Raw genomic sequence first — 13,061 nt, 5'->3', positions numbered from 1 at the left:
ACCCAAAAGGATTTGCTCAAAAGGAAATAGTGGCCTAAACCACTGACTATACACTTAGCTTTTATCCCGTTTATCACGGACCTATATTGACTGTGTCTGAGTTAACATCTTTATTTTTAACGCTCATGCACAGGGGAATGAGTCTAACATAGTGTTCACAATTGTCCTGTGAGTCAGTACGCAACAACAGTATTAATCTTAGTTAATCCATTCCATCCACAACATCCCGCAAAGCAGGTCGACTTAAAGCCAGTGCCAGCCCTAGGATTGGTGCAGATCACAGAATCAACTAAACTCAGCGGCGGAACTGTGCGATACTTGTGCTCATTTTTTTAAGCATATGGCATTAGAGCGATAGATGGATAAGATTGAAATACGCGGCGCACGCACCCACAATCTCAAGAATATCAACCTGACTATCCCAAGGGATAAACTGATTGTCATCACGGGCTTATCGGGATCTGGCAAATCCTCCCTCGCTTTCGATACTTTATATGCCGAGGGCCAGCGACGTTATGTCGAGTCCCTATCTGCCTATGCTCGCCAATTTTTGAGTTTAATGGAAAAGCCCGATGTGGACCATATCGAAGGCTTAAGCCCGGCGATATCCATAGAGCAAAAATCCACCTCCCATAACCCACGTTCAACCGTGGGCACGATTACCGAAATTTACGATTACCTGCGCTTGATGTTTGCCCGCGTGGGTGAGCCGCGTTGTCCGACACACAATCAACCCTTGGCGGCACAAACCGTCAGCCAGATGGTCGATAAAGTGTTGGAAATGCCCCAAGACAGCCGCTTGATGCTGCTTGCACCTGTGGTCAACGCCCGTAAGGGTGAACACGTTAAATTGCTCGAAGGTCTATCGGCGCAGGGTTATATCCGCGCGCGTATCGACGGTGAAGTGTGTGACTTAACCGATCCGCCAACCTTAGACTTACACGTTAAACACACGATTGAAGTGGTCGTCGACCGTTTTAAAGTGCGTGACGATATCAAGCAACGCTTAGCGGAATCCTTCGAAACTGCGCTAGAACTCTCCGGCGGTATCGCGACCGTTGCCAGCATGGAAGACGACACGGGTACTGGTAAATCCAAAGGCGAAGAACTGATCTTCTCGGCCAACTTCGCCTGCCCGCACTGCGGTTATTCGATGGCGGAATTAGAGCCAAGGATCTTCTCCTTTAACAATCCAGCCGGCGCGTGCCAAACCTGTGATGGTTTAGGGGTACAACAATTTTTCGATCCTGAGCGCGTGATCACCAATACCGAGCTTTCACTGGCGGGCGGTGCGATTCGCGGCTGGGATAGACGCAACTTCTACTATTTCCAAATGCTTAGCTCACTCGCCGAACACTATAAGTTCGATGTCGAAGTGCCCTACGAGCAGCTTAGCGAAAAAGTCCGCAAAATCGTACTTTACGGCTCAGGTAAAGAAAGTATTGCCTTTAAATACATTAATGACCGCGGTGATGTGGTGGTGCGTAATCACCCCTTCGAAGGCATTCTAAACAACATGGACAGGCGCTATCGCGAAACCGAAAGTAACTCGGTACGTGACGAATTAGCCAAGTTTATCAATACCCAAGCTTGTCAAAGCTGTGGTGGCTCGCGCTTACGCGAAGAAGCACGTAACGTGTTTTTAGGTGATATCAACCTGCCACAACTCACCACTTGGTCGATTGGCGAAGCCTTGGACTACTTCGAGAAAGTCGAATTTAGCGGCCAAAAGGCGCAGATTGCCGAGAAGATTTTAAAGGAAATCCGCGATCGCTTAGGCTTCCTCGTCAACGTGGGTCTCAATTATTTGAGCCTATCGCGCTCGGCAGAAACCCTCTCCGGCGGTGAAGCCCAACGTATTCGACTCGCCAGCCAAATCGGTGCAGGGCTCGTCGGCGTGATGTATGTGCTCGACGAACCCTCAATTGGTCTGCATCAAAGGGATAACGAACGTCTGCTGCAGACGCTTATCCACCTGCGGGATTTGGGCAACACTGTGATTGTGGTTGAGCATGACGAAGATGCGATCCGTATGGCGGATCACGTGATCGATATCGGCCCTGGCGCTGGCGTACACGGCGGCGAAGTGATTTGTGACGGTCCAATTGAGAAAATCATCGCCTGTGAAGAGTCAGTTACCGGACAATATATTTCCGGTAAGCGCAGCATTCATATCGATACGCCGCGCATTCCCTTCGACAAAAACCAAGTCATTCAATTGTTTGGCGCCCGCGGCAACAACTTGCGTAATGTAGATTTAACCATTCCCATTGGCCTATTCACTTGTGTGACGGGCGTATCGGGTTCGGGTAAATCGACCTTAATCAACGATACCTTCTTCAAAATCGCCCATAGAATGCTCAACGGGGCGACGGTGGATGAGCCATCACCCTATGACCGTATCGAAGGGATGGAACTGTGCGACAAAGTGGTCGATATCGACCAAAGTCCGATTGGTCGCACACCGCGTTCGAATCCGGCCACTTATACCGGCATCTTCACCCCAATTCGCGAAATTTTTGCCGGAACCCAAGAGTCACGCACTCGCGGTTATCAAGTCGGCCGCTTCTCCTTTAACGTTAAAGGTGGACGCTGTGAGGCCTGCCAAGGCGATGGCTTGATCAAGGTCGAAATGCACTTCCTCCCCGATGTGTATGTGCCCTGCGATTCCTGTAAAGGTAAGCGCTACAACCGCGAAACCTTAGAAGTACGCTATAAAGGCAAGAATATTCACGAAGTACTGCAGATGACAGTGGAAGATGCGCGTCAATTCTTCGATGCCGTACCTGCCATTGCCCGTAAGCTACAAACCTTGATGGATGTGGGTTTGTCCTATGTGCGTCTCGGCCAAAGTGCGACAACACTTTCGGGTGGCGAAGCCCAAAGGGTGAAACTTGCCAAAGAGTTGTCTAAGCGTGACACGGGCCAAACCTTGTATATCTTGGATGAACCGACCACGGGCTTACATTTTGCCGATATTCAATTGCTGCTCGACGTGTTGCATCGTCTCAAATCCCACGGCAACACGATTGTGGTGATTGAGCATAATCTGGATGTGATCAAAACCGCAGACTGGATTATCGACTTAGGCCCAGAAGGTGGCGGTGGTGGTGGTATGATTTTAGCCACAGGCACGCCGGAAGAAGTCGCCGAGCATCCAACCTCCCACACGGCACGCTTCTTAAAGCCACTGCTAAAACGGGATATCGAGCTGGCAAAGGCCAATAAAGCTAAGGCTTAACATTCGGCTCACGTCGCCGTTGGTCTGAATAATAAAAGCGCAGTCGCCCTAAGCACTGCGCTTTTTTTCGCTCAGCAATCCAATATGCTTAAGCTATCGCATACATATAGATCTCATTGAATTAGAATCGGATTTAGGCAAAGATGATATTCATCTTCTGGCGAAGGCTTCAGCGATAAGGAATGTCCATGCGTGATAGCACTCAGTCCCCAGTGACTCACCTTATATTACCGAGGCAATATCAATCACTTTTAAGTAAAAACCTAAGCGACATAAACCTCAGTGACGTAAACCTAAGTGCATCGACTCTATTCAACCACAGTCGTATCGGTCAGCTGCTCGCCAAGTTCAAGATCACGCACCTTATAAGACATCAATCCCAAAGACTTGGCTTATTAGCACTGGCCTGCGTTGTTGCGACTACCCTCACTGGCTGCGCTAACTCAGCCGAAACCTGTGCACGCACTGAGCTAAAACTCACTTGGGCCGAGCCCACAGAGTTACAAGCGACAGTCACAAGATTAAGCTCAGATGAATTCGAAGGCCGCAAAACCCAAACCCAAGGTGCGGCAAAAAGTCGTGACTATATAAAGCAGCAATTTCAGGGGCTAGGTTTACAGCCTTGGGGTGCGGACTTTATCGTGCCCTTTGAATATCAAACCTTCTTCACCCAAGAAACTGGTGCCAACGTGGTCGCCACCGCGATGGCGGCAGAACCGACGAATCGATGGCGCATTATTGTCGCCCACTATGATCACTTAGGCATGAGCGGCAGTAAGATTTACCACGGCGCCGATGATAACGCCTCGGGCGTCGCTGCTATGCTCGCCATTGCCAAACATTGGCAACAGCAATTTGCCCTACAACCCAATACCTTGCCTAAGGTGAACCTGATGTTTGTGGCAACCGATGCCGAAGAACCTGGGCTCTATGGCAGTATCGCCTTGGTTGAACAACTCAAAACCCGCTTGCCAGAGGCGACATTTGAATTAATGATTAACCTCGACATGGTGAGTCACCCCGGCAGGCCCTATGCGATTTACCTCGAAGGCAGTCGAAACTTCACTCAGTTCAATCAATTTAAACCCCTACTGAATCAACAGAACCGACTTTGCATTAAACTCACGCACCCTAAACCCGTTGGTCGAAGCATACAAAGTACCGATTGGCTGCGGGCGTCGGATCATTACCCCTTCCACAAAGCGAATATCCCTTGGCTGTATTTTGGTGTGCCGACCCATCCCCAATATCACACACCAGAGGATACCGTCGCGACAATCGACATCACTTTTCTTGCGGCAGTGACAGAGTCAGCATTCGAGTTACTTCAATTAAATGTTGAATATTTAAAGAATTAATGGGAAGTGGCGCGTTTCTTGCTCAGTTTTAGCGAAAAAAATGCAGAAAACAGGTTAAATAGCGTGACTCTGATTGGTAAAGTGGCCGCCATGCTGCTATAATCCGTCGTTCGCGGGAAATCGACACGGGGTTGATTTTCTGTCTGTGAAACTTTAGCGCCATTTCGCGCGCGCATCCACAAGGCTACAACCCAATGTCATCCGATGAAAGAACTTTCCGTGAACTCGGCCTATCCGAGAATTTGTTGCGTGCTCTTGACGAGCTAGGTTATGAAAAACCAACGCCAATCCAATCAGCCAGTATCGATCCACTTATGGCTGGCAAAGATATTTTAGGTCAAGCGCAAACAGGTACAGGTAAAACTGGCGCCTTCGCGTTACCACTATTAAACAAAGTTACCAGCCAAACTACACCGCAAATTTTAGTATTAGCACCAACACGTGAATTAGCCGTGCAGGTTGCCGAAGCGTTCAGTAGCTATGCCAAATTTATGAAGAATTTCCACGTTCTTCCTATTTATGGCGGCCAAAGCATGCAACAACAGTTGAATGCCCTGAAACGTGGCCCACAAGTTATCGTTGGTACGCCTGGTCGTGTTATGGACCATATGCGTCGCGGCACCTTGAAACTCGATTCATTACAAGCCTTAGTGCTCGATGAAGCCGATGAAATGTTAAAAATGGGCTTCATCGATGATATCGAATGGATCCTTGAGCACACGCCAAGCGAACGCCAACTGGCGTTATTCTCTGCCACTATGCCAGAGCAAATTAAGCGTGTTGCTAACCAGCACTTACGTAATCCTGTACATGTTCGTATCGAATCAAGCCAAACGACGGTTGAGTCAATCGAACAGCGTTTCGTACAAGTATCACAACACAACAAACTTGAAGCCTTAGTACGTGTATTAGAAGTTGAAAACACTGAAGGTGTGATCATATTCGTACGTACTCGTAACTCATGTGTTGAGTTAGCTGAGAAGTTAGAAGCCCGCGGTTATGCTTCATCACCACTACACGGTGACATGAACCAGCAAGCCCGTGAGCGTGCAGTTGACCAACTGAAACGTGGCAAGTTAGACATTCTGATCGCGACTGACGTTGCGGCCCGTGGTCTTGACGTTGAGCGTATCGGTCACGTTGTGAACTACGATATTCCGTATGATGCCGAAGCTTATGTACACCGTATTGGCCGTACAGGCCGTGCTGGCCGTACTGGTATGGCGATCCTGTTTGTAACGAGCCGTGAAATGCGCATGCTGCGCACTATCGAACGCTCAACTAACAGCCGCATTTCACCAATGAAAATCCCAAGCCCAGAGACTGTTGCAGAACGTCGTCTGTCTCGCTTAGGTGAGCAATTGGCTGAAACAATCAACGGCGATTTAGATTTCATGAAAGAAGCTGTTGCTCAATTATGCCAACAGTTAGAAGTCGATACCGATCTGCTAGCCGCTGCATTATTACAGCAAGTTCAGCAAGAACGTCCTTTGCAATTGCCAGCCATTCAAGAACGTGTTCGTGATGAACGCAGTGAGCGCACTGAACGTAGCGACCGCGGAAGTGATCGTAATGACCGTGGTGGTGAGCGTGGTGAACGCAGAAGTCGCGAACCGCGTCCAATGCCAGCCAGCTTAGGCTCAGCTGAAGCGTTGAAAGACAACCCAGATTTAAAAATGTGCCGTTACGTGATCGACGTAGGTCGTGAGAATGGTGTAGGTGTGGGTAACATCGTTGGCGCTATCGCGAACGAAGCTAACATCGACAGCCGTTACATTGGCGCAATCCAACTTTACGATGCAGTGACCACTGTTGACCTGCCAGACGGCATGCCAAAAGACGTGTTACTGCACCTACGTAAAGTACGTGTTTGTGGCAAGCCATTGAACATCCGCGAAGCTGGCGATCAAGTATTTGTTGATTCAGGCCGTAGTGCTCGTTCAGACCGTCCTGCTGGTGACCGTAAACCACGTGGCGATCGTCCAACAGGTGACCGCCCAGCGGGTGATCGTAAGCCTCGCGCTGCGTCTACTGGTGACAAGCCATTTGCTGACCGCAAACCTCGTGCAGACAAACCTGCCGGTGAGCGTAAGCCACGTAAACCACGTGAAGACTAATCTAGCTTAAGCTAGAGACTAAAAAAGGAGCCTAGGCTCCTTTTTTGTTGTCTTAACATCGCACTAGCTCAAAGCACACTGGCCAGTTGATATTTCAAGCTGATATAGTCAGTGCAAGAACGCCTAGTTTAAGGATATAAAATGGATTTTTTAGCACTGATAACTTCCCCATTTACCTCGGCACTGCCTGAACTCGCTAAGTCATACCACAAAGATAAAACATTATTAATCATGGTACTTGTCGGTTGCACTCTGTTTGCGGGCTTTATTGGAATGTTAGTCGCAATGGCAAATTAACTTGCAGTTAAGCCAACATGTCTATTAGTGTCGACTTAGTCTTTAGCAACGCATCTAGTGTATTTCGATGAAAAAAGCCTTTAACGCCGGCCTGTTATCCGCCTTTGTCGCCCCCGGCAGCGGCCATTTTTACCTAAAACATAAACGCTCGGCACTGGTATTTTTTAGCTTAGCGGTCGTGAGTCTTGTGCTGTTGCTCATGCAAATCTATCAAGTGGCACAAGTGATCGCATTAGATATTCAAAACGGCACCTTACCGCTTGATATCGGCGTGATTTCTGCCGAAATCACCCAACAAACCCAGACCACAATTGCCAATGCCAATGAGCTGCTCTATGGCTTTTTGCTCTGCTGGTTAGTGGCATTACTCGACAGTATTCGGCTTGGGCTTAAACAAGATAAGCTGGATACACAAAGTAACCGCTAAATATCTTTTGACTCTTAGCGAGGCCGTAGCGACAAAAGCAATTTTGATATTGACCGAATATTTTTAATCAATTGAAATATTTGATATTAGTTTTTAACTGCTGCGGTAATAACACCATAAACAGTCAAGATGAGTAACGATATGTTAGACAATGAAGAACGCGATTTTATTCTAAACAAAGTGTCACAATCCGTGATTACCATTGCCCGCGAGGTCAATTTTGCCGAACGCTACGCCTCCATGTTGGCGCGCTTTCCTAAACTTCCTGGCGATTTTAATCCTAAGGTGCCGTCCGAGCGTCAACAAGCACTGGTTGCCCAGTTCCCATATCCGATTCGTTTTTATACAAGCGAGGGGGGATATTACAAGCTAAATGTGAAAAAGTTCGCCTACCCGCATATGACGCTTATGATGGAGATGCAGCAGTGGGTAGTTTTTAACTTTAACTTGTGGCGTGAAGATAAGCGCATCGGTGGCGGCTCCTATCAACAGATTGCCGTTGCAGAGAGGTTAGCGCGAGATGAAGAAATTGACTGGGATAACGACTGGCGTACACAACATCAGCCATGGTGCTATAACGAAGATCAATTACAAACGGTGCTAACAGAAAGTTTTGCACTATTTGATGACCTTTGTAAGCAATTACCTAAGTAGTCACAGGAGTTAATTGAGATATATGCGGCTAAACAGGTTAACCGTATAGGCATAAATTATTTAGGCCATGCTTTAATCAGGCTGTGGTAGCAAGAGACTAATAAATCCGCAGCTTGGGCATAGTCGGGAATAGTTTCAGGGCAATAGAGGGCACAGTGACTACCCGCATTGCGCGCAGTTTGCAGATCAAACAGATAATCACCCACATACAAGATATCTGCGGGCGCGAGTTGCCACTGCTGGCAAATAAGATGAATACCTTCGGGATGCGGCTTAGGCTCAGCATCATAGCGTGTTAATACCAGTGCGATATCTATGCCGAGTTTATCGATAGTGATTTGCGCCGCTTCTGGCATATTACGAGTCAAAATAGCCAAGGGCAGTGACTTGGCCCGTAGGCATTCGATAAGCTCCCTCGCGCCATCAATCCAACTGGCCTTGAGTGAACTTTGTCTCTCGTACTCATGGACAATGTCTAACGCTTGAGCACGTGCTTCATCCGTACTAAGACTCTCGACATGGGCCAAGATATCCGTACCAGAATGAATCCCCAACTCCCGCCGCAGCCCTGCAAAATCAGGATTAGAATGCGCTAAGGTGCCGTCGAGATCGAAGATGACGCCACGGATATCCTGAAGTTTTAACTCGCTGAGTCTAGTGATCACTGGCCTTTCCCATGGATAAAATGTATGCGTTAGACAGCCTGCAAACGCTTCGCCTGACGATTACGGTACATAGGCAGTAATTGCACCACCATCACAGAGACAATAATCACGCCAATCCCCAGCAGAGATAAACCATCTAATTCATCAGCGCGGAATACTTCTGGCCACCAGCCAAGACTCACCACTAACGCCGTGGCACTAAAGCTAAATACTGGCGTTAGGGCCAACATGGCACTGACCTGCGCCGTCGGCCAATACTTCATCGACTGGCCAAAACAGCCATAGGCGATCAAGGTATTGGCGGCGCAAAACAGTGCTATCTGCCAATCGAAGCTGTCCATACTGACAAACTGACTAAAGTCGCTAAAGGGAGCCATTACGAAAATACCTAAGCCATAGATCACTAAGAGCACGTTCGCGGGCGACAAACGATTCAGTAAGGATTTTTGCAATAAGGCATAGCTAGTCCACGACAGTGCCGAGAACTGGATGATCATCACCCCAATCCAAACCTGATGATTATTAGCCCCTGAAAAATTTAAATTAGGATGGAAAAACATCAACATACCTAAAGCTAAGGTTGCAAAACAGCTGAGTTGCACCGCATTAAGCCGTTCCTTAAAAAACAACACACCACCAAACGCGAGGAAAAAGGGCGAAGTCTGGAAATTCAGTTGGGCGGCGCCCGGGGCGAGGTAATCGAGTGAATAAACAAAAGACACATAATTGAGCATCAAGAAGATGCCAGCAAGCACTAACCTTAACCAAACTTTGGCATCGAGTGCTGCAAATTGCTTAAGACTACCTGCGCTCCATTGGATCACTATACTGACTAAAAGCGCGACCAGAAAACGAAACCAAGTAAGAGTCACAGGATCGATAAAGGCCGCCGAGAGCTTTAATGCTATAGGTAACATGCCCCAAAATAAAACCGCAACTGAGATGAACAGGAGCCCGAGTTGAGCATGATTATTTGCCTGAGGGGCGTTATGGCTAAGATTCACGGAAGAGTCCAGTAGAAACCGCAAAATGGACAGCCATTCTGGCACTGAGCCAACACAATATCTAGCGGATCATCATGGAAACATTCGCGTTAGATTGGATACTTTAGCTGACACTTATGTGAGGCAAGTTTCAACATCTTACGATAATTGGAATATTGGCCGCACTCTTGATTCAACTGCAGCAGATTTACCCCGAAAGCCAACATTGGCATTTCCCGCGTTGCCAATAACCGAGTATATTTGGCCCATAAAAATGGCTTCTGCCACACACTCTTTAGGCCACTTCTTTTTAAGCTAACGCTTTAAATAGGAAAGTTAATGTTATCTACCGCCACGATCGAACAAGTTAAAACGCATATTAATACCGCAGCCAAAGAATTAGCCGAGCGCCGCGCAGCAGGCACGAGCGGCGATGTACTGATCCCAGAACTAAGGCCAACCAGCTTCGAACAGGCCTTCGCTATTCAACAAGCCGTTGCAGAAATATTTAAAGCAAGCGATAACAATCCTATCGCGGCGTGGAAATGCCTATTACCCACGGCGGAAAAAACCGTCGTAGCGCCTATTTATCAAGCTGATGTATATCAACAATCGACCACTTGCCCGCTCTATCCATCGACTAAAGGCCTGGCCCGAGTAGAACCCGAACTCGCCTTCGAGATTGCTCGCGATTTACCGCCAAGAAGCACGCCTTACACAGAGGCTGAAATCGACGAGGCCTTAGGCTACACACGCTTAGCCTTGGAATTGATCAAAAGCCGCTACCACACACCCAGTGAAGCGACGCATTTTGATGCCCTCGCCGATGGCTTAGTCAATCAAGGACTGTGGTTAGGGCCAGTGCTTAATCCGCAAGAAGGTTTAGAAATGAGCTGTTTTGAACTCAGCGTTGATATTGCCAATGACGAGCACCAGCAAAGCGACACACTGCAAAAATCCGCCATTCATCCTAACGGTTTCCCTAAGGCGGGACTCTACTGGTTAGTTAACTTTTTATCCGCCCAAGGCATTGGCTTAACTCAAGGGCAATATGTGATCACAGGCTCTTACGCTGGCGTCCTTGATCTGCCATTGGCACAGGTCTGCAAATTTGAATACGGCGCGCTTGGACAGTTCGCCGTGACTTTCACAGCTAAGTGATTGCGACTTATAAAGCGACAAGGCACTGATAAATAAGCGAACTCAGTTTCAGCTGGGCTCGCTTATTTTCAATCTCAGTTCTCAGTGCTCAGTTATCTGCATTCACCACAAGCATCATTAACAAAAGCCAAACTAACTTGCCTCAAAATGTACACCTATGTATCATCTAAATTCATCAATAATAAGGATATATAGAATGTCACACGGAAAAATGCTGCCAATTGCCTGTCTTCTTGCCCTCACTTTAGGCACTTCTCTTAGCGTGCATGCCTCAGAAAATAGCTTTGCCAAAGCCTATAGTGACTATCAAGCCGCCGTAGAAAAAGGCGATGCTGCAAATATTGAAGCAAGCGCAAAAACCGCTTATCTACTCGGCGAAGCCCAATATGCCAAAGACAGTGTCGACTTAGCGAATCTCGCCATGAACTGGGCCAGCGCGATAGAAAAGCAAGTTGCACCTTACCCATTTACAGAAAATAATCTGCCAAAAACGGCTAAGGCGAATGAATTGTATCAACTCGCTCTGGCTAACTATAAAGTTCATTATGGCAAAGAAGCGCTTGAGCTTATCGACCCCTTACTGGGGGCTGCACAAACCGCCGTTGAAGCCAAAGATGCGAAAAATGATTTGCTTACTGCTATCGCAATTGCTGAAAAATCCGATAAAAAGAAACTGCTCGCCGATGTAAAAATGGCCGCCTTCAACCGCTTATCAAATACAGATCTATACACCAAAAGTGTAAGACGCTATGCCTTCGATGCCTATGATATTTATAAAGAGATTTTACCAGAGAACGCCATAGACAGAGTCAAGGCAACCTATGTGGTGGGTGCCCTTGAGTATGCAGAAAAGCATGATGACAAGGCGATGCCATTACTTTTAGAAGTCGTTAAGCAGTTTGAAGCCCTTAACTTTAGCCATCCCTATGCCTTAAGTGCCCACGCTTATTTAGTCGAACTCTATGAGCGCCAAGGAAAGCGTGACGAGTCCACCGCCCACTGTATTGCTATCGGCAAAATGCGTCCTTGGGCCGACGCACAGGAACAACAACCTATTTTCCGTATCGTACCTGACTATCCAATGTCCTATGTTAAGCAACGTAAAAGTGGCTGGGTTCAGCTTAAATTTACTGTCGATGAACATGGGTTCGTGAAAAACCCTGAAATTTTAGCCTCTAAGGGTGGTGCTTTATTTGAAAAAGAGAGTATTGAAACCTTAAATAAATGGCGTTACGCACCCAAGTTTGAAAATGGTATAGCCGTGGAGGCACAAACTAGCGTGCAAATGGATTACACCATAAATCGATAGCTCATTACTTCAGCCCGCTATTTCACCTCATAACCTAGCCCGTCGCTCACACTCGATGGGCTTTTTTCATCCTGCTCTGCAAGCTGCCCCAGACTTAACCCCTGCTTAAGTTGGATAAAACAAGCTTGGCAAATACACGAATCAGCAGACGGTAAAATATGGTTGATTGCCCCTAGCGGCAAATCTGATGCTTGCGCTTGCAAGGCGGCCAAAGGTGGAAATGTTTGCAGAGCGCACCAACAGTCCTCAATACCCTTACCTAAAATCACAGCACATTGATTCGCGCCTTGGCACAGAGGGCAAATTTGCGCAGTTTCTAACTTAGGTTCTTCCAATGGCTGAGACACGGTAATCCTTATAGCAAGATAAGTTGTTATAGCGCGGAGATCATAATGTTTTTTTGCAACTCAGGCTGAGTTGTTTCCCACCAAAGCAAAGCTGCTGAGTTATGCAGCATTAATTGCCATTGTTTTCCCAGTGACACGCCTGCTTATGATTTAAAAAGAAGTGTTAATAATGTCCTAGGCATTATAGTGATATTCTCTATGCCACTATCGGTCAGATACAATAAAGTATCCTTTCTGATTTGCTAAAAGATTAAGTACTTGTATTCCAGTGACACGCCATAAACTCATCCCTGAGGGCTCGACGGCGGCATCCTTGCCGCCAACGGTCACTTCCATGCAAGTACTTAATCTCGTTAATTCCCGAGTATACCTGTCGCTAAATTTAACTATGGATGTTTCAATAAAGTTCAATTGGTTGTATTCATCAAGTTATCTAACTTAAATGATATTTGGGTGTATTCATTTGGCTCAGTGAACCGCATTCCTGTGTTATAGCAAGTGT

11 protein-coding genes are annotated in these 13,061 nt (G+C 47.2%); 8 read left to right on the top strand and 3 right to left on the bottom strand.

From position 1 onward, the window contains the following. Positions 1-358: 358 nt before the first annotated feature. From uvrA to KFE26_RS07970, 6 genes are all read left to right on the top strand, one after another. Complete coding sequence (gene uvrA / locus KFE26_RS07995; RefSeq protein WP_105251335.1) at positions 359-3,241, top strand: excinuclease ABC subunit UvrA; 2,883 nt, start codon at positions 359-361, stop codon at positions 3,239-3,241. A 188-nt stretch (positions 3,242-3,429) separates the two neighbouring features. Further along, complete coding sequence (locus KFE26_RS07990) at positions 3,430-4,599, top strand: M20/M25/M40 family metallo-hydrolase (protein WP_212600100.1); 1,170 nt, start codon at positions 3,430-3,432, stop codon at positions 4,597-4,599. 194 nt (positions 4,600-4,793) lie between these two features. Then, positions 4,794-6,716 (top strand): DEAD/DEAH box helicase, encoded by a 1,923-nt coding sequence (locus KFE26_RS07985; RefSeq protein ID WP_212600099.1) that lies wholly within the window; start codon positions 4,794-4,796, stop codon positions 6,714-6,716. Between the two features lie 141 nt (positions 6,717-6,857). Beyond that, complete coding sequence (locus KFE26_RS07980; RefSeq protein ID WP_212600098.1) at positions 6,858-7,013, top strand: hypothetical protein; 156 nt, start codon at positions 6,858-6,860, stop codon at positions 7,011-7,013. A gap of 67 nt (positions 7,014-7,080) precedes the next feature. After that, positions 7,081-7,440 carry a hypothetical protein gene (locus KFE26_RS07975; protein WP_198573411.1) on the top strand — a complete coding sequence of 120 codons (360 nt, stop codon included), beginning with the start codon at positions 7,081-7,083 and terminating at the stop codon, positions 7,438-7,440. A 141-nt stretch (positions 7,441-7,581) separates the two neighbouring features. After that, positions 7,582-8,094, top strand: a complete 513-nt coding sequence (locus tag KFE26_RS07970) for a hypothetical protein (RefSeq protein WP_212600097.1) — start codon at positions 7,582-7,584, stop codon at positions 8,092-8,094. A 56-nt stretch (positions 8,095-8,150) separates the two neighbouring features. On the opposite strand, the gene KFE26_RS07965 is transcribed toward KFE26_RS07970, so the two are convergent. Together KFE26_RS07965 and KFE26_RS07960 are read right to left on the bottom strand one after the other, a co-directional pair. After that, positions 8,151-8,759: an HAD family hydrolase gene (locus tag KFE26_RS07965; protein WP_212600096.1), complete on the bottom strand. Its 609-nt coding sequence runs from the start codon at positions 8,757-8,759 to the stop codon at positions 8,151-8,153. A gap of 29 nt (positions 8,760-8,788) precedes the next feature. Next, complete coding sequence (locus KFE26_RS07960; RefSeq protein WP_168825611.1) at positions 8,789-9,763, bottom strand: DMT family transporter; 975 nt, start codon at positions 9,761-9,763, stop codon at positions 8,789-8,791. Positions 9,764-10,081: 318 nt separating this feature from the next. Here KFE26_RS07960 and KFE26_RS07955 point away from each other — a divergent pair, with 318 nt between their 5' ends. Beyond that, positions 10,082-10,903, top strand: a complete 822-nt coding sequence (locus tag KFE26_RS07955) for a hydratase (RefSeq protein WP_212600095.1) — start codon at positions 10,082-10,084, stop codon at positions 10,901-10,903. A gap of 196 nt (positions 10,904-11,099) precedes the next feature. Further along, positions 11,100-12,212: an energy transducer TonB gene (locus KFE26_RS07950; RefSeq protein WP_212600094.1), complete on the top strand. Its 1,113-nt coding sequence runs from the start codon at positions 11,100-11,102 to the stop codon at positions 12,210-12,212. A 17-nt stretch (positions 12,213-12,229) separates the two neighbouring features. On the opposite strand, the gene KFE26_RS07945 is transcribed toward KFE26_RS07950, so the two are convergent. After that, positions 12,230-12,559, bottom strand: coding sequence for a cysteine-rich CWC family protein (locus tag KFE26_RS07945; RefSeq protein WP_212600093.1), 330 nt, complete (start codon positions 12,557-12,559; stop codon positions 12,230-12,232). Between the last annotated feature and the right edge of the window lie 502 nt (positions 12,560-13,061).

The sequence above is a fragment of the Shewanella sp. M16 genome (genome assembly GCF_018224605.1).
In the GTDB taxonomy this organism is placed as follows: Bacteria; Pseudomonadota; Gammaproteobacteria; order Enterobacterales; family Shewanellaceae; genus Shewanella; species Shewanella oncorhynchi.
This window is presented reverse-complemented; position numbering and strand designations above follow the sequence as displayed.